Annotated in this window: 20 protein-coding genes and 1 pseudogene; 7 read left to right on the top strand and 14 right to left on the bottom strand. The window is 47.6% G+C overall.

Features of this window, described 5'->3' with window-relative positions; translation table 11 throughout:
- The first annotated feature begins 5 nt into the window (after window positions 1-5).
- From NQ544_RS12025 to dusB, 4 genes are all read left to right on the top strand, one after another.
- Complete coding sequence (locus tag NQ544_RS12025; RefSeq protein ID WP_006848938.1) at window positions 6-419, top strand: acyl-CoA thioesterase; 414 nt, start codon at window positions 6-8, stop codon at window positions 417-419.
- Window positions 420-524: 105 nt separating this feature from the next.
- A complete protein-coding gene (locus NQ544_RS12020; RefSeq protein WP_006848937.1) occupies window positions 525-1,817 on the top strand; it encodes a DUF2851 family protein in 1,293 nt (430 codons plus the stop codon).
- Window positions 1,818-1,822: 5 nt separating this feature from the next.
- Window positions 1,823-2,953 carry a DNA-processing protein DprA gene (dprA, locus tag NQ544_RS12015; RefSeq protein ID WP_040553655.1) on the top strand — a complete coding sequence of 377 codons (1,131 nt, stop codon included), beginning with the start codon at window positions 1,823-1,825 and terminating at the stop codon, window positions 2,951-2,953.
- Window positions 2,954-3,166: 213 nt separating this feature from the next.
- Complete coding sequence (dusB, locus tag NQ544_RS12010) at window positions 3,167-4,153, top strand: tRNA dihydrouridine synthase DusB (protein WP_006848935.1); 987 nt, start codon at window positions 3,167-3,169, stop codon at window positions 4,151-4,153.
- Between the two features lie 81 nt (window positions 4,154-4,234).
- On the opposite strand, the gene NQ544_RS12005 is transcribed toward dusB, so the two are convergent.
- The 4 genes from NQ544_RS12005 to ruvB all read right to left on the bottom strand — a co-directional run bounded on the left by NQ544_RS12005 (window position 4,235) and on the right by ruvB (window position 6,574).
- Entirely contained in the window at window positions 4,235-4,402 is a 168-nt protein-coding gene (locus NQ544_RS12005; protein ID WP_006848934.1) for a hypothetical protein, read from the bottom strand.
- Window positions 4,403-4,539: 137 nt separating this feature from the next.
- Window positions 4,540-4,974, bottom strand: a complete 435-nt coding sequence (ybeY, locus tag NQ544_RS12000) for an rRNA maturation RNase YbeY (protein ID WP_006848933.1) — start codon at window positions 4,972-4,974, stop codon at window positions 4,540-4,542.
- A gap of 19 nt (window positions 4,975-4,993) precedes the next feature.
- A complete protein-coding gene (coaD, locus tag NQ544_RS11995) occupies window positions 4,994-5,479 on the bottom strand; it encodes a pantetheine-phosphate adenylyltransferase (RefSeq protein ID WP_006848932.1) in 486 nt (161 codons plus the stop codon).
- 60 nt (window positions 5,480-5,539) lie between these two features.
- Entirely contained in the window at window positions 5,540-6,574 is a 1,035-nt protein-coding gene (ruvB, locus tag NQ544_RS11990) for a Holliday junction branch migration DNA helicase RuvB (RefSeq protein WP_006848931.1), read from the bottom strand.
- A 273-nt stretch (window positions 6,575-6,847) separates the two neighbouring features.
- Between ruvB and NQ544_RS11985 the strand changes: the two genes are divergently transcribed.
- The gene (locus NQ544_RS11985) at window positions 6,848-7,819 is read left to right on the top strand and encodes a bile acid:sodium symporter family protein (protein ID WP_006848929.1); all 972 of its coding nucleotides are present in this window, start codon (window positions 6,848-6,850) and stop codon (window positions 7,817-7,819) included.
- Between the two features lie 301 nt (window positions 7,820-8,120).
- On the opposite strand, the gene NQ544_RS11980 is transcribed toward NQ544_RS11985, so the two are convergent.
- The 5 genes and pseudogenes from NQ544_RS11980 to NQ544_RS11960 all read right to left on the bottom strand — a co-directional run.
- Window positions 8,121-9,704 (bottom strand): S41 family peptidase, encoded by a 1,584-nt coding sequence (locus tag NQ544_RS11980; protein ID WP_006848928.1) that lies wholly within the window; start codon window positions 9,702-9,704, stop codon window positions 8,121-8,123.
- Window positions 9,705-9,922: 218 nt separating this feature from the next.
- The gene (locus NQ544_RS11975; RefSeq protein WP_006848927.1) at window positions 9,923-11,932 is read right to left on the bottom strand and encodes a DNA topoisomerase IV subunit B; all 2,010 of its coding nucleotides are present in this window, start codon (window positions 11,930-11,932) and stop codon (window positions 9,923-9,925) included.
- 99 nt (window positions 11,933-12,031) lie between these two features.
- On the bottom strand, window positions 12,032-13,183 hold the full coding sequence (locus tag NQ544_RS11970; RefSeq protein WP_006848926.1) for a hypothetical protein: 1,152 nt from the start codon (window positions 13,181-13,183) through the stop codon (window positions 12,032-12,034).
- A 165-nt stretch (window positions 13,184-13,348) separates the two neighbouring features.
- Window positions 13,349-14,638 carry an acetylxylan esterase gene (locus tag NQ544_RS11965; RefSeq protein ID WP_153080732.1) on the bottom strand — a complete coding sequence of 430 codons (1,290 nt, stop codon included), beginning with the start codon at window positions 14,636-14,638 and terminating at the stop codon, window positions 13,349-13,351.
- A gap of 290 nt (window positions 14,639-14,928) precedes the next feature.
- Window positions 14,929-15,093, bottom strand: a pseudogene (locus NQ544_RS11960) (IS1380 family transposase); the annotation flags it as partial.
- A gap of 232 nt (window positions 15,094-15,325) precedes the next feature.
- On the opposite strand from NQ544_RS11960, the gene NQ544_RS11955 reads away from it, so the two are divergent.
- Window positions 15,326-16,783: a carboxylesterase/lipase family protein gene (locus tag NQ544_RS11955; protein ID WP_244263585.1), complete on the top strand. Its 1,458-nt coding sequence runs from the start codon at window positions 15,326-15,328 to the stop codon at window positions 16,781-16,783.
- 161 nt (window positions 16,784-16,944) lie between these two features.
- On the opposite strand, the gene NQ544_RS11950 is transcribed toward NQ544_RS11955, so the two are convergent.
- Window positions 16,945-18,432, bottom strand: coding sequence for a THUMP-like domain-containing protein (locus NQ544_RS11950; RefSeq protein ID WP_006848922.1), 1,488 nt, complete (start codon window positions 18,430-18,432; stop codon window positions 16,945-16,947).
- Window positions 18,433-18,754: 322 nt separating this feature from the next.
- On the opposite strand from NQ544_RS11950, the gene NQ544_RS11945 reads away from it, so the two are divergent.
- A complete protein-coding gene (locus tag NQ544_RS11945; RefSeq protein WP_228023647.1) occupies window positions 18,755-20,392 on the top strand; it encodes a transposase in 1,638 nt (545 codons plus the stop codon).
- Between the two features lie 206 nt (window positions 20,393-20,598).
- On the opposite strand, the gene NQ544_RS11940 is transcribed toward NQ544_RS11945, so the two are convergent.
- From NQ544_RS11940 to NQ544_RS11925, 4 genes are all read right to left on the bottom strand, one after another.
- A complete protein-coding gene (locus tag NQ544_RS11940) occupies window positions 20,599-20,742 on the bottom strand; it encodes a hypothetical protein (RefSeq protein ID WP_006848919.1) in 144 nt (47 codons plus the stop codon).
- A 225-nt stretch (window positions 20,743-20,967) separates the two neighbouring features.
- Entirely contained in the window at window positions 20,968-21,726 is a 759-nt protein-coding gene (locus NQ544_RS11935; RefSeq protein ID WP_006848918.1) for a succinate dehydrogenase/fumarate reductase iron-sulfur subunit, read from the bottom strand.
- 15 nt (window positions 21,727-21,741) lie between these two features.
- Entirely contained in the window at window positions 21,742-23,724 is a 1,983-nt protein-coding gene (locus NQ544_RS11930; RefSeq protein ID WP_006848917.1) for a fumarate reductase/succinate dehydrogenase flavoprotein subunit, read from the bottom strand.
- 32 nt (window positions 23,725-23,756) lie between these two features.
- Window positions 23,757-24,440: a succinate dehydrogenase/fumarate reductase cytochrome b subunit gene (locus NQ544_RS11925; RefSeq protein ID WP_006848916.1), complete on the bottom strand. Its 684-nt coding sequence runs from the start codon at window positions 24,438-24,440 to the stop codon at window positions 23,757-23,759.
- Window positions 24,441-24,648: the final 208 nt, after the last annotated feature.

Below are 24,648 nucleotides of genomic sequence, written 5' to 3'. Positions count from 1 at the left end.
AAATTATGAGCAGATATATATTTGAGACAAAGATGGAAGTAAGAGATTATGAGTGCGATATTGAGGGCATCGTGAACAATGCCAATTATCTGCACTACATGGAACATACCCGCCATCTCTTTCTGAAGGAATGCGGCCTCAGCTTTGCCGAAATGCACAACAAGGGCGTGGATGCTGTGGTGGCGAGAATGAACCTTCAGTATAAGGTTCCGCTGCAATGCGATGATGAATTCTTCTCACGTCTGTGGCTGGAGAAGCAGGGCGTGAGATATGTTTTCCATCAGGACATCTTCCGTGCCAAGGACGAGAAACTCTGCCTCAAGGCAACCGTAGAACTCGTCTGCCTCATCAACGGAAAGCTGGGCAACAGCGAGGACTACGACAAGGCATTCGAGAAATACTTCTCTCCTCAGAGTTAACAGGTTAACAGTTAACAGCTGATTTTTCAATACCCCTTCCGCACACGAGCGAAGAACTTGCGTTCCGAAAGAGGCAATCCTATAAACCATAAAAGCCGAAACATTATGGAGCAACTCCTTCATTATGTGTGGAAGCACAAGCTCTTCCCACTCTCTCCACTCACCACCACCTGGCACCAGGATGTGGAAGTAATTGACCCCGGACTGCACAACCGCAATGCAGGGCCCGATTTCTTCAATGCCAAAATCAAACTCAACGGAACCCTATGGGTGGGAAACGTGGAGATTCACGACAAGGCAAGCGACTGGTATGTGCACGGACATGATAAGGATGAACGCTACGACAACGTTATCCTGCACGTTTGCGGAACCATCGATGTAGAGGCAAAGAACTCGAAAGGCGAGCCCCTCGTGCAGTTGCAGCTCGACATCCCCGACAACGTATCGAAACATTATCAGGAGCTGCTGAACATCGACCAGTATCCTCCCTGCTACCAGATTATCCCATCGCTCACCCGCCTCACCGTACACAGTTGGATGAGCGCCCTGCAAACCGAGCGCTTATCGCAGAAAACCGATGCGATAGAGGCGCGCGTGAAGCAATGTAACGGCGATTGGGAAAACGCCTACTTCGTGACCCTGGCGCGCAACTACGGGTTCGGAATCAACGGCGACGCCTTCGAGCAGTGGGCCTACCATCTGCCGCTGAGAGCCGTAGACCATCATCGCGACGACCTCTTCCAGATAGAAGCCATCTTCCTGGGGCAAGCCGGACTGCTGGAACTGAACACCATTCCCGAAAGATATCAGAAAGACGCGCTGAACGACGGCTATTTCTCCCGATTGAGGAACGAATATCTCTATCTCTCGCATAAATTCTCGCTGCAGCCGATGGATTACAAGCAGTGGCGCTTCCTGCGTCTGCGTCCGCAGAACTTCCCTCACATCCGCATCTCGCAGTTAGCCAATCTTTATTATAACCGCCGTGCGGGACTGAGCCAGCTGCTCGAGGCAAGCACGGTGAAGGAGGCGAAGCAGGTGCTCTCAACCAGCGTTACGGAGTATTGGGAAACCCATTATACCTTCGGCAGCACGAGCATCCGTAACGAGAAGCACCTCTCCCCTTTCTCGCTCAATCTGCTCATCATCAACACCGTGGTTCCCATCCTCTTTGCCTACGGCAGGCACCGGGGCGAGGAGAAATACTGCGACCGCGCCTTCGACTTCCTGGAGGAGCTGAAGGCCGAGAATAACCACATAGTAAGGATGTGGAAGGAATGCGGCCTGCCGGTAGAGAACGCCGGGGATAGCCAGGCACTCATACAGCTGAAGAAGGAATACTGCGACAGGAAGGAATGCCTGAGGTGCAGGATAGGTTACGAATACTTGAAAAGATAAAGATTATGGCTGATCAACAGGAAATACTGAACACCATCCTCCTGACAAGGCTCAATTACTTCAGCCTGGCAGGAATGCTGGAGCTATACAGAACGGTAGGCTCCGCCACGCTCATCCTGGAGCATAAGAACAACCTCAGAGACATCCTCCCCGATGCCTCGGATAAACTCGTGAGCGCTATACAGAACTGCGAAGAAGCCCGAAAACGCGCTGAGGAAGAGCTGGAGTACGACATACGCTACGGAATAGAACCCATTCCGATGAACGACGACCGCTATCCGCAACGCCTCAAAGACTGCGATGACGCACCCCTCATCCTCTTCTATAAAGGCAACGCCAACCTCAACCAGCAGCGCGTCATCAACATCGTAGGAACCCGCCACTGCACGCCTTACGGCGAAGACCTCATCCGCCGCTTCATCACCGACCTGAAACAGCTCTCGCCCAACGTGCTCATCATAAGCGGACTTGCCTACGGAGTGGACATCGTGGCGCACCGCCAGGCACTCGCCAACGGCTACGAAACCATAGGCGTGCTGGCTCACGGTCTGGATGACCTCTATCCCCGTCAGCACCGGGAAACGGCGGCAAGAATGATAGAACAGGGCGGACTGCTCACCGAATTCCTTACCCGTACAAACGCTGATAAGATAAACTTCGTGCGCCGCAACCGCATCGTAGCGGGAATGTCGGATGCCTGCATCCTGATAGAGAGCGCAGCTCACGGCGGCGGTCTCATCACCTGCGATATTTCGCAATCCTACGGCAGAGACGTCTTCGCCTTCCCGGGCAGAATAGGTGATTACTACAGCGAGGGCTGCAACAACCTGATACGCAACAACGGCGCCACGCTCATCACCAGTGCCGAGGACTTTGCGAAGGACATGCGCTGGCAGGATGACGCCACCCTGATGCGAGCCAAGCAGCAAGGCATCGAGCGCAGCCTCTTCCCCGAGTTATCAACAGAAGAAGAGCTCATCGTCAGCATCCTCTCAAAGACAAACGACCTGCAGATCAACATCATCAGCGTGAAGTCGAACATCGACATCTCCCGCCTCACCTCCCTCCTCTTCCAGATGGAAATGAAAGGAATCATCCGCACCCTGGCAGGGGGAATGTATCATCTTTTAAAGTGAAGCAAAGGAGGAGTTAAGGAGTTAAAGGGAGTTAAGGAGTTAAGACAACAGTTATGAGATACTCATGTTTTTTTGTATATCATGGCAAATTCTCATAAAAAAAGTGTAACTTTGCAACCGAAATTTTGGAGAAGGAATATCAAGGATTATCATTTTCGAAGCATTTGTCTTAACTCCTTTAACTCCTTAACTCCTTTAACTCCTCATAAAACGATGAAAATAGGTAATATAGAATTTGGGCCTCAGCCCCTCTTCCTCGCTCCGATGGAAGACGTAACAGATATTGGCTTTCGCATGCTCTGCAAGCGATTCGGAGCTGCCATGGTTTATACTGAGTTCGTATCGGCGGAAGCCTTGGTGAGAAGCATCAAGAGCACCGTCAGCAAGCTTACGATAAGTGATGAAGAGCGCCCTGTGGGCATTCAGATTTATGGTCGCACCACAGAGGATATGGTGGAAGCTGCCAAAATCGTAGAACAGGCGAAGCCGGATGTGATTGATATTAACTTCGGCTGCCCAGTGAAGAAGGTTGCAGGAAAGGGTGCAGGAGCCGGAATGCTCCGAAATATCCCATTGATGCTGGATATTACAAGAGAAGTGGTAAAGGCGGTAAACGTGCCGGTAACTGTGAAAACCCGACTGGGATGGGATTGCGAGAACCTCATCATCACCGACCTTGCCGAGCAGTTACAGGATTGCGGAATCCAGGCGCTCACCATCCACGGCAGAACCCGTAGCCAGATGTACACCGGAGAAGCTGACTGGAGCCTCATCGGAGAGGTGAAGAACAATCCCCGCATCCATATTCCGATCATCGGCAACGGCGATATTACGACCCCTGAGGAAGCCAAGCTTGCCTTCGAAAGATACGGCGTAGATGCGGTGATGATTGGGCGCGCCACCTTCGGCAGGCCTTGGATTTTCAAGGAAATTCGTGATTATCTGGATAATACGGGCGCTGCTCCATTAACCGTAGATGAGAAAATCGACCTCTTGGAAGAGCAGCTCCGCATCAACGTGGAGCGCATCGACGAGTACAGAGGCATTCTCCACACCCGTCGCCACCTTGCCGCCTCCCCTATCTTCAAGGGCATTCCCGATTTTCGCCAGACGAGAATCGCCATGCTGAGAGCCACGACCGTGGAGGAACTAACTGGGATTCTGAAAGAATGTAGGGAGAGAATCAAGGCAATAGAATAATAAAAGTATATAAGTAAAGGGAGATTCCAACGATGATGGTTGGAATCTCCCTTTTAATTTATTTTTTATATGACAACAAAATTATCTCATACCTGCCTTTTCCAAAATGCTGCGAGCCATTACACAAAAGGGATGTTCTTCGATATTTTTGAATCCCTTAAAGTTGCGCTCGGCCTCTTCTGCATGGCGCAAAAACTCTTTTGCTTCTTTACCATGCAATGTTGGTATTGCTTTGATTGCTGTTGCCATAATCTTATCTCCTACTAATCATTATGTCAACTGCCAACCTGTAACAAAGTTAACAGGTTAACAGTTAACAGCTGTATTTTCTATACTTCTACCTGAAACTGAAGAAACCTAACTTCCTCAAATTATAGAGAATGGCTTTACTTCTTCAATATCGAAGCACCTTCGAGCAGGGCGAGTGCCTTGTTCTCGTTCTCCTCCATGATTTCACGCTCTCCCGGACCCTTGTCGTTGATTCCGCAGAGGTGCAGGATGCCATGGATGATGACGCGATGGAGCTCATCATCGTAGGTCTTGCCAAACTGCTCGGCATTGGTGCGGACCGTATCGAGCGAAATCACGATGTCGCCGTTAATCACATCATCCTCATCATAATCGAAGGTGATGACATCGGTATAGTAATCATGACCCAGATACTCGTTGTTTACTTCGAGAATCTTCTCGTCATCTACAAACATATAGCCAATCTCACCCACCTTGCGGCCATGAGAGGCAGCGACCTTGCGAATCCAGGCACTCGTATCACGCTTCTTTATCTTTGGCATTTTCACGCCATCTACATTGTATGTTATCATACGCTTCTTCCTCCTATTTTTATTTTATTTTTGGTAAAAATTCATCTACTTCTCTTCCGAAGAATCTCAGCTCCCTAACCAGCGTTGAGCTGATGCTGCTGTATCTTGGGTCTGAAAACAGCAGGATGGTTTCTACGCCGCCCAACTGCTTATTGATGTCAGCCTGCTCTCTTTCGTACTCGAAATCCTTGGCAGAACGGACGCCACGAACCAGAAACCTGGCTCCCAGGCGATGCGCCAAATCGATGGTGAGATCATCGTAAGAAACCACCTCCAGGCGATAACCCTTAGATGCATCCTCCGCATCTACCAGTTCCGAACATTCCTTCGGGAAAACAGCCTTGATATCCTCCACACGCTTCGAGATTTCCTCGCTGGCGTGCTTCAGCTTGCTCACCGCCACTGCAATCACGAGCTTGTCGAACATCGGCAAGGCACGCTCGGCAATGTTCTGATGTCCTATCGTAAATGGGTCGAATGTACCCGTAAAAATCCCAATCTTCATAAATGTTTATCCTTTTACGGCGCTAGCCCTAATCCAACATTCAACATTTAACATTCAACATTACTCAAACAAGTCTCCCTGCATAATATTGCTTGTATACGGATTTCTGCCGAGATGCTCGTAGGCAAGCGGCGTTGCCATTCTGCCTCGCGGCGTGCGCTTGATGAAACCCTCCATGATGAGGAACGGCTCGTAAACCTCCTCTACGGTGCCACCATCCTCGCCTATTGCCGTGGCAATGGTGCTTACGCCTACCGGACCACCACGGAACTTGTCGATGATGGTGGTGAGAATCTTATTATCTATCTCGTCCAAGCCATACTGGTCGATGTTGAGCGCCTTGAGAGCCATCTGGGCAATACCGTAAGTGATGGTTCCGTTGCCCTTTACCTGGGCAAAATCACGCACTCTTCTGAGCAGGGAATTGGCGATACGAGGAGTTCCGCGCGAACGGCGGGAGATTTCCACTGCCGCCTCATCCTCTATCGGCACCTTCAGGAGCATCGCACTTCGCTTGATAATCTTCTGAAGCGTAGCCGGGTCGTAATATTCCAGATGCAGATTGATTCCGAAACGGGCACGGAGAGGAGCTGTAAGCAGACCGCTTCTCGTTGTTGCTCCCACGAGGGTAAACGGATTCAAGTCTATCTGGATGCTGCGAGCCGAAGGACCCTTGTCTATCATGATATCGATGCGGTAATCCTCCATCGCCGAATAGAGATACTCCTCTACCACAGGCGAAAGTCGGTGGATTTCATCGATAAAGAGCACATCGTTGGGCTCCAGCGAGGTAAGGATTCCCGCCAGATCGCCCGGCTTATCAAGCACAGGACCCGATGTAATCTTGAATCCTACGCCCAGTTCGTTGGCGATGATGTTGCTCAGCGTGGTCTTACCCAATCCCGGCGGACCATGGAGGAGCGTATGGTCGAGCGGTTCGCCACGATATTTGGCAGCCTCAACAAAGACCTCGAGATTTTCCACCACGCCATTCTGTCCGCTGAAATCAGAAAACTTCAGCGGGCGCAGCGCCTTCTCGAATTCCTTTTCGGCAGGCGAAACTATTTCTTGTCTTATATCAAAATCTTCGTTCATTCTATGACTATTATCGATAATATGGGTGCAAAGTTACACATTTGTTGCGGAATTAAAGAAGAAAAGCCGAATTATTTTGCCCATGATTTTGCACAATCCCAAAAGATTCGTGCAGATTTGCAAGCGTTACCCTACAAAAATGTTATAATTTATCATTTTCTTGCAGAATAATTTGTTTATCCGATAGAAAAGACGTACTTTTGCACTCGATATTGAAAGCGAGGAAAGAAATAAATAAGAGAGAAATATCAGGATTTTAAAAGAAATAGAATTATGCTTAAGTTATTTCAAGGGCTCAGCAAGCTGCTGGCCAATTACACATCTATCTTCGTGATAGGTGTTGCAGTGTTCACATTCTTCTTCCCACATACCTTCGACTGGGTGCGCGGAACTACTCAAACCGTCATTCTCGGCATCATCATGCTCACAATGGGTCTGACCTTGACCACCAACGACTTCAAGATTCTGGCTCAGCGCCCGCTGGATGTCTTCATCGGAGCCTGTGCCCAGTTTATCATCATGCCGGGTGTGGCTTACACCCTGGTTCATGTGTGGCATCTTGACCCAGCCCTGGCACTCGGAATCCTGCTGGTAGGTTGCTGTCCGGGCGGCGTTTCGAGCAACATCATGAGTTATCTGTGTCATGGCGACGTAGCTTTCTCCGTAGGAATGACCTGCGCCTCTACCATTCTTGCACCAGTGATGACTCCGCTGCTGATGAAGATTACAGCAGGCGAGATTATCCATGTAGATGCTGTGGGAATGTTCATCAACATCCTCATCGTAACGATTATTCCTGTAGCCATCGGCTGCGCCCTCAACTATATTTACGGCAAGAAAGACTGCTTCCCTACCATCCAGAGTCTGATGCCGGGCATCAGCGTTACGTGTCTGGCAATCATCGTAGGCGGCGTGATTTCTACGGTTCACGATGACCTCGTAGCCCGCGGCTTATCGCTTTTCCTCTGGACTTTCGCCGTGGTTTTCTGCCACAATACGCTGGGTTACCTTCTGGGTTGGCTTGCCGGCAAATGTGCCGGATTCAATACCGCCAAGAAGCGTACCATCAGTATTGAGGTCGGCATGCAGAACGCCGGTCTTGCTACGGTACTTGCCGGCAACTTCTTCGCAGCCCAGCCTCTCGCCGTATTGCCTTGCGCCATCAGCTGCGCCTGGCACAGTATTTCCGGCACCATCCTTGCAGGAATCTATCTGAAATGGGACCATCTGCATGAGAAGAAGTAAATGACTTCGGAAAAGAATTTATGAATTCTAACAGAAGCAAAGATTGAGCAGCACGCCCTGAAAGGGCAGAAGCTCCTAGCCCAGGGCAGCGCCCTGGGTATAATGGGGATATAACGAAGTCGCCCTGTAAGGGCAAAAGCTTTCAAATACGAAGCTTTTGCCCTTACAGGGCGTTTTGTTGGTTGTATGTTTAACCCAGGGTGTTACCCTGGGCTAGGAGCTTCTGCCCTTTCAGGGCGTATTGCTTAAACTCACCTCACGGGGTTAACAGGTTAACAGTTAACAGCCGATTCTTCTATAGTTACTTCCCCGTAGTCAGCAGCTGCACGGCTCGCTGAACTATCTCGTTGGTCTCGTTCCAGACCTGGAAGTATTGGCTCATATCCCAGATATCTCGTGCTACAAGGGCTTTCAGCTGCAGGGCGAGGTATTTCTTCGTCTGAATTAATTCAGCCTCATCCTTTGGCTCTATCTTCTCCTTCTTGCCCTCGGCGATAATGCCATCTATCAGCGAAGAAGGAACCTCGTAGGTGGCGAGGAACTTATCGAAATCCTTATACTGGCTCTTCAGCTCCTTACGATGCGCATCGATGAACTTCAGACTGTGGTTGATAACGATACTCTTGGCTGCCAACTGACGGTGCATCTTGGTGTACTTGGTTGTATCTAGCGGCACGAAATAATCTGGCATGATTCCACCACCACCATAAACTACACGATGCTTGCGCAAGGTATAATACTTCAGACTGTCTGAAAGATGGATGCTGTCCTGATTGGTGAACTCGCCATGCTTGTAACGCTTGTCCAGATCCATCGCATAATCCAATCTGTCACCTTTCTTATATGGCTTCTGGATGCATCTGCCGCTAGGCGTATAGTAATGGGCGATGGTGAGACGAATCTCGCTACCATCATCAAAGGTCAGCGGACGCTGCACCAATCCCTTGCCGAAGGTTCTGCGACCAACCACTACGCCACGGTCCTGATCCTGGATGGCTCCGGAAACAATCTCGGCGGCAGAAGCGGTAAACTCATTGGTGAGCACCACCACCTTGCCCTTGCGCCATCTGCCGTTAGCCTGCGCCTTATATTCCTGACGAGGCGCAGCACGACCGCTGGTATAAACGATGAGATCGCCCTTCTGCAGGAACTCGTTGGCAATCTGAGCCGCAGCCTGAAGATAGCCTCCGCCATTATCCTCAAGGTCGAAGATAAGGTCCTTCATTCCCTTCTTTTTCAGCGAATCCATCGCTATTGTTACCTCTTTATGACTGGTAAGACCGAAGCTTCCCAATCGGATGTATCCGATGCCCGGACGAATCATATAAGCTGCATCCATCGTTGTTACCGGAATTTTATCGCGCTTTACCTTGAAGATGAGTTTATCCTTGATGCCACGGCGCACAATGGTAAGGTTCACCGTTGTTCCCTTAGGACCACGAAGGCGCTTCATGATTTCCTCCTTGCTCATCTTGACGCCCGAAATGGCAGTATCGTTTACAGCCACAATGCGGTCGCCGGCAATGATTCCCACCTTCTCAGAAGGTCCGTTCGTAACCGGCTGGATAACGAGCAGCGTATCATCTACCATGTTAAACTGCACGCCAATGCCATCAAAACTGCCGTTCAGCGGCTCGTTCATCGCCTTGGTTTCCTTGGCTGTAGCGTAAGAAGAATGAGGGTCGAGCTTTTCGAGCATGCCTCGGATGGCGTCCTCTACGAGCTTATTCTCATCCACACTATCCACATAAAGGTTGGTAATGGCGATTTCAGCCCTTCCCAACTTCTCTATCGGGCTGTTCTTGCCCATCTTGATGCGCAGCTGGGCACTGGCAGAAGTTACTGCCAGGAATGCCATGAGCGCAATAAATAGATATTTCTTCATAAATTCTTATTTTATATTTTAGGCACAGGGATAATTTTAAGCCCCAGGAATAAATTTAACTTCCAGGAATAAATTTAGGCACGGATTACACAGATTACACGGATTTTTTCTAAAAGAATACAAGGGCGCAAGCCTCCGTGTAATCCGTGTAATCCGTGCCTAAAATAAAATCCGTGCCTAAAAAATCCGAGCCTTTTGTTAACCCGTGACTATCAATTCTAATCCAGCGGCTCAGAGTCTTCCTCCGGAATATCCTCTTCTATCACCAGATTTTCGATGATGAAGTTCTGGCGCTCCATCGTGTTCTTACCCATATAATATTCCAACAGCTTCTGCACCTGGTCGGTTTTATGCAGCGTAACCTGCTCCAACCGCATGTCGGGACCGATGAAATGGGCGAATTCATCAGGCGAAATCTCTCCCAATCCTTTGAATCGGGTGATTTCAGGATCAGGGCCCAAATCGCGAATCGCCTGCTGGCGCTCCTCATCGCTGTAACAGTAATGCGTGATGAAATCGCTCTTTTTCTCCTTACTTCCCAGTTTCGCATCCGCATCAGCCACCGCCTGCTTGTTCTTGATCTTGGTTCGCTTGTTGCGCACTCGGAACAATGGGGTCTGAAGCACGTAGACATGGCCCTTCTTGATGAGATCTGGGAAGAACTGAAGGAAGAAGGTGATGATGAGCAGGCGGATGTGCATTCCGTCGACATCCGCATCGGTTGCCACAATCACCTTGTTGTAACGCAAAGAATCCAAGCCATCTTCTATATCGAGAGCTGCCTGAAGCAGATTGAACTCCTCGTTCTCATAAACCACCTTCTTGGTAAGACCGAAGCTGTTGAGCGGTTTACCACGCAGAGAGAACACCGCCTGGGTATTCACATCGCGGCTCTTGGTGATGCTTCCGCTGGCAGAATCGCCCTCGGTGATGAAGATGGAACTCTCCTCCTTGCGCTCGTTCTTGGCGTCGCTGAAATGGATGCGGCAGTCGCGGAGCTTGCGGTTGTGGAGATTCGCCTTCTTGGCACGCTCACGGGCGAGTTTGGTAACGCCCGCCATCGCCTTGCGCTCACGTTCGCTCTCCTTAATCTTATTCTCCAGAACCTCAGCTACATCCTTGTGGATATGGAGATAGTTGTCTACTTCCTTCTTCAGGAAATCGCCCACATACTTATTGATGGTTTCGCCACCATTCGGCGTCATCGTAGTACTTCCGAGCTTAATCTTGGTCTGACTCTCGAAGACCGGTTCTTCTACGTTGATGGCAATGGCAGCCACCAGTCCGTTTCGGATGTCAGCATACTCATACTTGCCGTAGAACTCCTTGATAGTCTTGGCAATATGCTCCTTGAAGGCACTCTGATGCGTACCTCCCTGGGTGGTGTGCTGACCGTTGACGAAGGAATAATACTCCTCGCCATACTGGTTGGTATGGGTGAAGGCAATCTCGATGTCCTCGCCCTTCATGTGGACGATGTCGTAGAGACCTTCGTTGGTCATATTATCGCTCAGCAAATCCTGCAGACCATGGCGGCTCAAGATACGGCGGCCATTGTGCATGATGGTGAGTCCGGTGTTCAGATAAGTATAGTTGCGGAGCATCGTTTCCACGAAATCATCGTGGAAGGAATAGTTCTTGAAGAGTGTATTATCCGGCTCGAAGAAGATAAAGGTACCGTTCTCGTCCTCAGTATCTTCCATCGTGTCGCTCTTCAGAATACCTTTCTCAAACTTCAGATGGCGCACCTTTCCATCGCGGTACGACTTTACTTCGAAATGGGAACTGAGGGCATTGACCGCCTTCACACCCACACCATTCAGACCGACGCTCTTCTTGAACGCCTTGCTGTCGTACTTACCGCCGGTATTCAGCACACTTACAGCCTCAACGAGCTTGCCCTGAGGAATACCACGGCCATAGTCGCGCACGCTGACACGCAGATTGTCCTCGATATCGATTTCCAGACGGGCACCTGCACCCATCTTGAATTCATCGATAGAGTTGTCTACCACCTCCTTCAAGAGCACATAAATACCATCTTCCGGCAGATTTCCATCTCCCAGACGGCCGATGTACATACCCGGACGGGTACGCACATGCTCCATATCGCTCAAGTGGCGGATGTTATCATCGGTATATTCTACCGGCTGCTGCTCCTGAGGGGCATTGGTAAGCTCATCAGCGGCATTCAATTCGCTGTTACCTAAGTTTTTTTCTTCAGACATGATTTCCTCCTTAGTTATTCTTATTTATTTTCTTATAACATAGCAAATGATGTTGCAATATTCTGTTTATCAGATAATTGCCAACCCAACAATTGCTATTTACCTGATACTCTTAATATAGCAGTTTCGGCGCTTGTGAAGGACTGGATCCAAGACGCCCCATTGTCCCTGCACGGCAGCATTATCTTCCATTTCCACCTGTGTTTCTCCCCACTCGATTCCATACTTCTGATAGATAGGAATCAGGTCGGCAAAGAGCAGCGCATTGGCACCCTTAGCACGGTATTCCGGCTGGATTCCGATGAGCAGAAGGTCGACAATCTTGGTTTTATGGAACTTGATGGCGCGCAGCAGATGCCACCAGCCAAAAGGAAGCAGCCTGCCCCTATGACACTTCTGCAGAGCTCTGGAAAGGGAAGGCATCGTAATACCGATACCTATCATCTTATGATCCTCGGTAGTCCAGTCTTCTATGGCTGTTACAAAGTTCAGGTCGAGCAAAGACAGATACATCTTGATGTACTGGTCTATCTGCTTCTGTGAAAGTTCGGAATAACCATAGAGATTCTTGTATGTATCATTGATGAGGTCGAAAATCTTCTGTCCGTATCCGCCCTGATAAATATCCTTACGGGTAAGTTTGCGGACATGGAGATTGTATCTTTTCTCTATCATCGCCGCTATCTTGGAATATTTCTCCGGAATGGTATCTGGCACCATCAGTTTATACTCTACATACTTATTATCTACGGTAAAGCCCTCCAGAGCCTCAATGTGCTCCGGATAATATGAATAATTATAAATGGTAGGCATGGTGCCTAGCTGGTCAAAGCCCCAGGTAAGCATGCCTTCTGGATCCATATCGGTAAAACCCAGCGGCCCTACAATATCTTCCATTCCCTTCTCCTTACCGTATTTCTCTACAGCATCGAGAAGAGCCTTGGAAACCTCGCGGTCGTCAATGAAATCAATCCAGCCGAAACGGACCGACTTCCTGCCCCATTTATTATTTGCCTTATGATTGATAATGGCAGCGACGCGACCTGCCAGCTTGCCGTCCTTATAGGCAAGATAATACTCAGCTTCGCAGAACTCGAACGCTGCGTTCTTGTCCTTGCTCAGAGTATTCATGTCGTCGCTGAAAAGATTAGGCACATCATATTCGTTGCCTTCGTAGAGGTCGTAATGGAAGTCGATGAACGTCTTCAAGTCCTTCTTTGTTTCGACCTTTTTAATTTCTATTAATGACATGATTTTCAAACTAGTTTGCAATATTATAAATGCAAAAGTAGCAATATTTTGGCAAATTACCAAATATTGCTATCTTTATTTTCAGTTTTTTAGGGGTTAAAATTTAATTACAACCCCCAAACTAGCCTATATCACCCATTTAGTGGTGGTTTTGGCGGAATCAATTTACTTAACGAGATGCTCTTTTATCCAAACCATCTGCTGATAATTTGTATCGGGTGTAGTCCAATGCTCATTGATTGGAGTGAGCAAAGCTTCCTTCTTACATTTCAACGTATTCCAAACAGCATAGCTGGTAGTTGGCGGACAGGTATTATCGTTATATCCCCATGTAAGATAAGTTGGGGCCTTTACCTTGCGGGCAAAATTCACCACATCATAATAAGCCATCGTGTTGAGACAATCCTTGTTCTTCAATATCTCATGATATTTATTGAAGTGAGGATAACCGCCCGTTCTTCCCTTCTCGGCATAAGCAGCCATATCGCTGAGCGCCGGATGATTGGCAACACACTGGGTTACGCGCTTATCTAAACCGGCTGCAATAATAGCCAAGGCTCCACCCTGACTTCCGCCCTGCACAGCCACATTCTTTCCGTCCCATTCTGGGAGAGAGGTTAGGAAATCTATGCAGCGCACCAGTCCCTGATAAACATGCCTCATATAATAACGGTTCTTATCTTCCAATCCATTGGCAAGATAACCACCGTTTGCATCGTTGAATCCCTTGCTTATCTCCTGGAATGTTTCGGCTGGGAGACGTGGGTCGAGACCATGAATCTCTATCTCGAAGCGGATGAATCCGTTCTCGGCGTAATATTTATTGCGCATAGGCTCCTTGATGGTCTTGATGCCGGCTCCAGGAGGTGTGAGAACCACAGGATGGCTACCCTGCTTGGCATTCTTGGGATAGAAGAGGTAGCCGTACATCGCATGACCTTTCTTATCTATCTGAAGCTTTACAAGATAGCAATCTATCTTATCTGTACAATATTCCTTGGCGAGTTCCTTGGTATAGCTCATCGGCACGTTCTTCAGTTCGTCCTTTGCCTGCTGCCAGAAAGCATCGAAATCCTTAGGCTCCTGGGTATAAGGCTGAATCTTATCTACCGAGAATCCTACTTTGATATGATGCTGATAGGTCTTACCATCGAGTTTATAGAATAATCTCAAATCGCGGAAGCCCGGTGTCTTTCGGGTTCCCATGTTCACGATGGCGCGCCCATTCTTCAGCTTGAAGCTTCCTTTCTTGTCAGCCTTCAGCATGTCATCGCCTATTTCATAATTTACCTCGCCGTCACGGGGAATTCCATACTTATAGAAACTTACTTCCACCTTAGCCTGTTCGCCCGTCTTATAGAGCCAGTCGGCATGGTCAGGCACGGTTAGCCAGAGATAATCACTGCGATAGGGATAGTTCTCCGCCTTCACACTTAACACACTCGTCATGTTCATCGCCAGGATAAACAGAAGCGATAAATAGATTGTCCTTAATCTGTTCATAATTTTATAGTTTGTTTTTAAATTATAATATTCAACTATCATATATGAGCGCAAAAGTACAACATTCCATTGAGATAACAAAATGATTTCAAGGATATTTTTGTTCAAGATACCCTCAATAGGCATCTTGAACAAACAAATATCCTTCCCGATAGTTTTAAGCACTGGCGGAAAACTAACATTCTCCAAGGAATCACAATAAGAAAAAGCTCGATCATCTATTCTCTCCAACACTGGCGAGAAGTGCGAAGTGTCGGATGAAGCGAGAGATGGTTCATCAAATGAGTAGTGAAATTATGAGGGTGGAGTCGATTACAGAAGACAATATGGAGTCAAATTGCTCCATGACCCGAAAATATTCCTCCAAAAGGAGTGAGTTTCTCAGATTTAATTTGTATCTTTGCCATGTCATATCAGAGTTTTGCTTATTTTCTTTTGCAACACTAAGATAAGTGAAAATTCTGACATAGCAAAATCCGAAGTAACTTTTTGTTGCTCAGGTGCTTAAAATGTTTAATTGATAATAGTGTTGCGGAATTAATGGAATAACCAGAAATGAAATTGAAAAGACATCTACTGACAGCCGCCCTGACACTCTTTTGCCTATCGGCAGCTAACGCTCAACTGCTAAGAACAACAGTGGAACAAGGAGAAATTGAAGGTGTGGAACATGAAGGATTCGCCCTATACAAGGGAATCCCATACGCTGAAGCACCAGTGGGCAACCTCAGATGGAAAGCCCCAGTGAGCAAGAAGCCTTGGAAGGGAGTATTCAAAGCAGATAAATGGGGAGACCGTCCACCACAGCCCATCGACCCTAACCAAAATGGTGGAGAGCAGGGCATGAGCGAGGACTGCCTATACCTCAGTGTGGAAACGCCAGCCAAGAGTAAGAATGACAAACTCCCTGTATTTGTGATGATTCATGGAGGAGCCTTTCTTACTGGCTCCTACAGTGGAACTCAGGAAAGCTTTGTCAAGGAAGGCATCATCTATTGCAGCATAGAATACCGCTTGGGAGCCTTGGGATTCATGGCACATCCAGAGCTGAGTAAGGAATCAGGCAAGAACATATCTGGTAACTATGGCATCCTTGATCAAGTGATGGCCTTAAAATGGATTCACGACAATATCGCTGCCTTCGGTGGAGACCCAGACAAGATTACCATTGCTGGAGAATCTGCCGGTGGTATCTCGGTAAGTATACTATGCGCCTCTCCCCTTGCCAAGGGACTCTTCCGAGGAGCCATCAGCGAAAGTGGTAGCTCCTTCTGGCCTGTGGGTGAAAGCAGAAATGGTAACACAGCCATGCTCACCTCCAAAGCGGCAGAAGCAGGTGGACTTCTCCTTCAAAAGAGACTCAAGGCTAAGAACTTGAAGCAGCTAAGAAAAGTTCCGGCTATGGACATCGTGAAGAATACCGCCTTTGAGTCCTTTTGGCCAAACGTTGACGGCTACTCCATCACCGATGACCAGTATAAGCTCTATGAAAAGGGAAGCTACAATGATGTAAATGTCATCATAGGAACCAACAGCGACGAAGGAAGTATGTTTAGCCGCCCTGTCAGTGTAAGTGACTATGAGAAAAGAATCCATGAGATATATGGAAGTTGGGCAGACCAGGTTCTCAGTCTCTATCCTGCCAGGACAGAGGAAGAAACCTACTTCGCTCAATCCGACATTTTCCGTGATGGCTCCTTTGCATGGGGAACGTATGCCTGGGCTAACCTGCAGAGCAAGACCGGCAAGGGCAAGGTGTATATGTATTACTTTGACCAAGACTCTGAGAACACCATCGTGAAAAGCCGCAAGGGAGGAGCCAGCCATGTGGCAGAGATGCCATTCATCTATGGCTATAAGTTTGGCTCTGGAAAGATGACCGAGACGGAGCAGCACATGGAACAAATCATGTCACGCTACTGGATCAACTTTACCAAGACTGGCAATCCAAATGGGGATAGCCTTCCTTTCTGGACTACCTACCAGGAAGGTAAACCAACGGTGATGATTATGAAGGAAGGACTGCATTTGGGTCCTGTTCAAAATCAAAAGCAAATGGACTTCTTCGAGAAGTTCTTCAAGGAAAAAAGGAAATAATACGTCAAGTTCCAAGTGGCATTCCTCCCACTTGGAACTTTTTCATTAAAGAGATAAAACGCCACTGTGGCAGCACACCTCACCTATTTTTTTCTCTATCAAGCTGTTGCTGATATATTTTTCTTTTCAGACCTTTACCTTTTACACATTTTCGAGGTTTTCTACGCTTTCTCCGTTATCATCAGCACATGACTTTCGTCGCTCAATGTGGTGGCGAAGATATAGGTTTCGCCACCATCCTTCAGCTTCAATCGCTTGCGCAATTCTGCTACGGAAAGGGGGAAGTTGCGGGTGGAGATGTTTGCCTTGGTGATGCCTGAGAGATGACGCTTCAACTCCTTCTTATTGAAAGAGGAGATGGCGATGATGCGGAAACTTCTGCCTGGGAAAGCGGCGATAAGATCACGATTCACGAAGAGATGGCTGTTCTTGGAAAGCATTCTGGCTCCATACCGCTCGGAAAGAACACCGAAACAGCCGGCTTTCATCAGAGAGGCATTCGGCTCGTAAAGATACTGCACCTCTTCAAGGGTGGATGGGGCTATCTTCACCGAAGAAGACTCCATATCCAACTCATCACAAACGAAGGATTGCGCATCATTGATGCAATAAATGTGGAGATTTTCGTCCATACTTCGCGCTGACAGCACTAAAAGGAGCTCCTTGCACTCATTGTTCACGGAGATGATATGAACCTCTCTTACGTGGCTTAATTCGCTTATGGCGCGGTGCCAGTCGAGCATCGGAGAGAGTTTGATGATGACGTAATCTGCCTTCGAAAGCATTTCTTCCTGCAAAAGGGTTACATCGGGCGTACAATCTTTCAAGGATACTACCTTGTTGCCCGCATCGTCTCTACGGGCTGGGTCGATGAAGATTAGCTTAAGACCAAGGTTGGTCTTAAGTAATGACTGCGGCTGGTCTTCAGTTATGCCTAAAGATTCTGATGCAGCAGCCTCTTTCTTTGAAGCAAAAGAATGCAGAACCTCTATTCCGTCTCCATTCTTCACGATGGCATTCTTCAAGCCCAACCGCCCAAAGTTCTCCTTTGCTGCCTCACAGAGATGAGTCTGACGCTCCACATACATAGACTTCACGCCCAATCGGGAAGCGATGTAAGAGAAGTCTACTCCGAAGCCGCCGGTCAGGTCAACAAACCCGGTTTCTTCAGAAAAATCTCCTTCATGAGGTTCTTCTTTTATTTCATTAACATTCTCTTCTGATTCTGTTAATATCTGTTGCTTTTCGCAAGTAGCTTCATTTTTGGCGAATTCAGAATCAACCGCCCCTTTGCCCGCATATTCGCAAATTTCAGAAAGATGAAGATTTGAGGCGTTTTCGCTCTCCTTCTCCTTTTCTTCTCCGTTTTCGGATGATGAAGGAGACAAACCGAGCAGTCGGGCAGCGAGTTCAGCCTTATAAAGTGCCGTTTGCTCTGACGAACATTGCTCCATCGAAATATGAGGGGGATAGATGATGCCATCGATGCTTGCCCAACGGGGCAGTTTCACACGAGCCATCTTTCGCCCGCGAATCTGGTCGAGAGCGAAAGGCATATCTACCTCAGGATACTTGCTGCCGAGGAAAGCCAACTGGCGAACATCATCGTCCTGATGCTGGCGGATAAAATCGAGCGTTGCTTGGTTCATTATTTCTGTTGAGTGATTCGTCATTACATTACTTATTCTTAATAACCGCAAATTTACGATATTCTGATGAGATTACAAAATATTTCTCAGAATATATGATAATTTACTCAAATTTCGCATGTAAACTCCCACGCCCTGAACCAACGGTCACCGGTGCGTAGCGGAAAGGTAAAGGGCAAAACTTGCGAAAGCTCAGTACAGAGCCCACTTTAAAAAGTAAGGCCTGTTTAAAATGTTTATATTTCACGAAAATAATCTCTGATTTATGCCGTTATCTGGAATATTTTTCGTATCTTTACACCATCAATCAAACAGAATGACTATGTTTAAAAAGACAGATCCGAATCCGCAGTTAGATATATTCACGGCTCCCTCAATGCAGTTAGGAATTCGTGCTTCAAAGAAGTATTCTGACCCCAACGCATGGCATAACCAGTTTTATAGTCTCGTGACGACCAAGATTGATGAGGAGATATTCAAGCCTTTGTTTCCAGAAGGCAAGAAGAGCGGCCGCCCAAATGCTTCCATCCGCATACTCGTGGCTATGTCTGTCTTGAAGGAGGGATTCGGTTGCAGCGACGAGGATCTGTTTGAGAAGTGCGAGTTTGACCTTCTTACCAGAAAGGCTCTCGGCATGGAACTTCTGACTGATGTAACCCCATCAATAGATACCTATTATCTGTTTCGCCGCCGCATCTGCGAATATCAGGAAAGAACTGGCATTGACCTGATGCAGCTCTGCTTTGAGCAGCTTGCTGGCAAGCATGTACACCTTCTCAAGATATCAGGCAAATGCGTCCGTATGGACAGTAAGCTTATCGGTAGCAATATCGCTCGCCAGTCTCGCTATGAACTGATACATACAACTCTGGTCAAGTTCCTCAAGACATGCACGCTTTTCGATCTCTCCCCAGAGCAGGAAGAGCGGGCAAAGGAATACTTGAAAGAGGATTCCTCCAAGACAGTTTATCGCTCTGACTCTGATACGCTTCAGAGCAATCTTGCCAGAATTGGTAATTTCATCATGGAGATGCTGGCAGTTTTTCCAGCTACTTCTCCTGCACATGATCTTCTTCTGCGTCTGTTTGAAGAACAGTATGTCGTAATGGACGGAAAGGCTGTACTTCGAGACAAGAAGGAGGTAAAGGCAGACAGTCTTCAGAATCCTAATGATCCTGATGCAACCTATCGTGCCAAGAACGACCAGAAGGTGCAAGGCTATGTGACCAACATCACAGAGACTGTAGAGGAAGGCAAGCCTAACATCATCACTTCCGTTCAGGTTGAAACTGCAGTATTTGCAGACTGCCATTTCCTTCAGGAGGCTGTGGAAAACAGTGAACGTGTCACGGATTCTACGATTGAAGACCTGTATGCAGATGGTGCCTATCAAAGTCCAGACAATCGAGAGTTTGCAAAGAACCACAATGCCATGCAGCTCAAGACTGGCAAGATGCAAGGTGGATGCAGATGGGAACTGATACCACATGACGAGGATGGTCTGACCGTCAGGGAAATTGCTACTGGCAATACCTATGAGGCCGTCAAAGCCGTCACAAAGCAGGGCTCCAGAAAACGATGGAGAATCCCATGGAACAACAAAACCGGTTGGCGTTACTTTGAAGACAAAGACATTAAAGCCTATCAGCTAAGGAAGCAGATAGAAAGCCTTCCTTTGGAGGAGCAGCATAAACGGAATAACGTTGAAGCAGCCATGTTCCAATACAGTTTTCATACACGTAATGGCAAGACCCGATATAGGGGCTTGCTCAAACATCGTATGCATGCATATAGCAGATGTATGTGGATGAACCTCCGAAGGATGGTAATATTCCAGATTTCAACATTTCAAAGATCGATATTTGCCCTTTTCGGGCCTATCAGAGAAGCTTTCGGCTCTTTCATGGCAAGTTCTCGAAAGATATTCACCAGCGGAGCCGATTGCTATGTTTCACTCTGAATGACCACACTGGTCAGACTGGATTCAAAATATGTCCCTTTTTAAAGTGGGCTCAGTACATAACTATCGGAGATAGAACAACTGACTAGGAAAAACAGAAGGCTGGCAGAAGAAAAACAGCATACTGGCAAAAGGCAAACAGCCGACTAGCGCAACAGAGGCTAGTCGGCTGTTCCTGTATAACAGTTTGCCAAACATCCTTTCTCTTATTTCAAGAGAAGCACGGTTGGCAGGAATATCGCAATCAGCTCTTCACTCTTCACCTTTCCAACATAAAGAACTGAAACACAATACATTACATAGGTGAATAGATTTTCGGCACTCTTCACCCACTCTTCACCACTCTTCACCTTTTACGATTTTGGGAAAGGTATAAACGCAGAGCCGCTTAGCTGTCAACAGCCTAAAAAGGTGAAGGGCGGGTGAAGAGTTAAAAAGCACTCTTCACCCGCCCAACTTCCTATCCTTCAACTACTTACACCCAAAAGGTGAAGAGTGAAGAGTTGTTGGGAAAATTCTCTCGCATCCGTAAAGATGCAGAGAGAAAATTCCGGTGTCTCAAAAGAAACGATGGATTAGTCTGCCAACTTAGCCTTCAAGAACTCACGGTTCAAGCGGGCGATGTTAGCGATAGACTCGTTCTTAGGACAAACAGCCTCGCAAGCACGAGTGTTTGTACAGTTACCGAATCCGAGCTCATCCATGCGTGCAATCATCTTCTTAGCACGGGCAACAGCCTCTACACGACCCTGTGGGAGAAGTGCCAGCTGGCTAACCTTTGAGCTGACGAAGAGCATAGCAGAACCATTCTTACATGCAGCAACACAAGCACCGCAACCGATACATGTAGCGCAATCCATTGCCTCGTCTGCATTCTCCTTAGGAATCAGGATAGCGTTGGCATCCTGAGCCTGACCTGTACGAATGCTGGTGTAACCACCTGCCTGGATAATCTTGTCGAATGCTGAACGGTCTACCATACAATCCTTGATGATAGGGAAACCAGCAGAACGCCAAGGCTCAACGGTGATAACATCGCCATCATTGAAACGACGCATGTAGAGCTGACATGTTGTAGCACCACGCTCAGTCTTACCGTGAGGTGTACCATTAATATAGAGAGAGCACATACCGCAGATACCCTCGCGGCAGTCGTGGTCGAAGACGAAAGGCTCCTGACCTGACTCGATGAGCTCCTCGTTCAAGATGTCGAGCATCTCGAGGAATGAAGTATCATCTGGGATGTTCTTCATCTCATGTGTATCGAAGTGACCCTGTGCTGTAGGACCGTCCTGCTTCCAATACTTAACTGTGAAACTTATATTTCTTGCCATTGTCTTGTTCGCTTTTTAATTCTTGTAATTTCTTGTCTGTACCTTAATTGCCTCATACTCGAGAGGTTCCTTGTTGAGCACTGGAGCAGTTGTATCGTTGCCCTGATACTCCCAGCAACCTACGTAGAAGAAGTGCTCGTCATCACGCTTTGCCTCGCCTTCCTCTGTCTGGTACTCCTCACGGAAGTGACCACCACAGCTCTCGTTGCGGTGCAATGCATCGTAAGCGATCAACTCGCCCATCAAGATGAAGTCACGCAAGTGGATAGCCTTATCCAACTCTACGTTCAAGCCTTCCTTCTTGCCAGGGATAAAGAGGTTCTTGTTGAATTCCTCGCGGAGAGCCTTCATCTTCTTCAAGCCTTCCTCAAGACCTTCCTTGGTACGACCCATACCTACATGCTCCCAAAGGATGTGACCCAACTCCTTGTGGATAGAATCTACAGAGCGCTTGCCCTGGATACCCATCAGGCGGTCGATTTCCTTCTGGACACCTGCCTCTGCCTCTGCGAACTCTGGGAGATCGGTAGAGAGCTTTGGCCACAATGCCTGGTCGGCCAAGTAGTTCTGGATAGTGTATGGCAATACGAAGTAACCGTCAGCCAAACCCTGCATCAAAGCAGATGCACCAAGACGGTTAGCACCGTGGTCAGAGAAGTTACACTCACCAATAGCGAAGAGACCTGGGATAGTGGTCATCAACTCGTAGTCAACCCAGATACCACCCATTGTATAGTGGATAGCAGGGAAGATCATCATTGGGTTGTAGTACTTCACGCCGTTAATCTCGTTAGCCAACTCACCTGGGTTAACGTCAGTAATCTCCTCATACATATCGAAGAGGTTGCCATAACGCTGCAGGATAACGTCGATACCGAGACGGTTGATAGACTCAGAGAAGTCGAGGAATACGGCAAGACCTGTGTTGTTAACACCGAAGCCCTTGTCGCAACGCTCCTTAGCTGCACGAGAAGCCACGTCACGAGGAACCAGGTTACCGAATGCTGGGTAACGGCGCTCCAAGTAGTAGTCGCGGTCTTCCTCAGGAATATCAGAACCCTTCTTTGTACCAGCCTGCAATGCCTTGGCATCCTCAATCTTCTTAGGAACCCAGATACGACCATCGTTACGGAGTGACTCTGACATCAAAGTCAACTTACTCTGGTTTGTACCGTGAACAGGGATACATGTAGGGTGAATCTGAACGTAAGATGGGTTAGCGAAGTCAGCACCCTTGCGGTAGCACTGGATAGCTGCTGTACAGTTACAACCCATAGCGTTTGTAGAAAGGAAGTAAGCGTTACCATAACCACCGGTAGCGATAACTACGGCGTTGGCAGAGAAACGCTCCAACTTACCTGTAATCAAATTCTTAGCGATGATACCACGAGCGTGACCGTCAACGATAACTATATCCTCCATCTCGTAACGGGTGAAGAGCTTAACCTTACCTGCCTCAATCATGCGGCTCAAAGAAGAGTAAGCACCGAGGAGGAGCTGCTGACCTGTCTGACCCTTAGCATAGAATGTACGAGATACCTGAGCACCACCGAAAGAACGGTTAGCCAGCATACCACCGTACTCACGAGCGAAAGGAACGCCCTGAGCTACGCACTGGTCGATGATATCGTTGCTCACCTCAGCCAAACGGTAAACGTTAGCCTCACGAGCACGGTAGTCACCACCCTTTACAGTATCGTAGAACAGACGGTAAACAGAGTCACCATCATTCTGATAATTCTTAGCTGCATTGATACCACCCTGTGCTGCAATAGAGTGAGCACGACGTGGAGAGTCCTGAATGCAGAAGTTCAAGATATTGAAGCCCATCTCGCCGAGAGAAGCAGCAGCAGAAGCACCTGCCAAACCTGTACCTACAACGATAACGTCGAGCTTTAACTTATTCTTTGGGTTAACCAAACGCTGGTGAGCCTTATAGTTGGTCCACTTCTCAGCAACTGGTCCTTCAGGTATTCTAGAATTTAATGTTTTTGCCATAATCTTTTTTAATACTTAAATGATTACACGAATTATGCGCAGCACAAAGATGGAGCGCAACCGAAAGCGAATGCCAATACAACTACGATGAAGAGGAGAAGCAGGATGGTTGAATAAATCATACCAATCATCTTCCAACGGCAGAACCAAGTCTTACCGCTCCAACCGAGAGTCTGAATAGCACTCCAGAAACCGTGAGTGAGGTGGAACCAAAGAGCTACCAACCAGATGATGTAGAGAACTACGAACACAGGGTTAGCGAAGGTGTCCTGAATGAATGCGAAGCCGTCTGATGGGCAGTGGCCGAAGCTTGTACCCAAAAGCTCTGCAAACATCATGTTGTACCAGAAGTTGAAGAGGTGAAGCAACAAACCGAGAACGATGATGATACCGAGCACCAACATGTTCTGGCTAGCCCACTCTACTTTCTCTGGCTTTGCTGTTACCTCGTAACGCTGGTTACCGCGAGCACGACGGTTCTGTGCTGTCAGGATGAAAGCGTAAACGATGTGACAAACTGCCAAAGCTGCCAAACCTAATGTTGCAACTACGGCGTACCAGTTAGCACCCAACAATTCGCAAATCATGTTGTAAGCATCTCCTGAGAAGAGAGCAACAACATTCATGCAACCGTGGAATGTCAAGAATAGAATAAGAGCGATACCAGTTACTGACATCACTACCTTTCTACCAATAGATGAATTGATTAACCACATAAATGATTGAAATTTAATTATTTAACTGTTTGAAACTAATTTATATTCCACACTTTTCGTCCCTGCAATACCTATTTTTTGGCATTCTGCAATCCTCATTTCTAGGTATATTTTCGCAAGTCTGCTGCAAAATTACTATATTTTAATGATTTATCAAAGTATTTTTGCCAAAATTTCGATTTTATTTCTTACTTTTGCCGAAAATTAG

Origin of the sequence: Segatella copri DSM 18205 (assembly GCF_025151535.1) — a bacterium.
GTDB lineage: Bacteria > Bacteroidota > Bacteroidia > Bacteroidales > Bacteroidaceae > Prevotella > Prevotella copri.
This window is presented reverse-complemented; position numbering and strand designations above follow the sequence as displayed.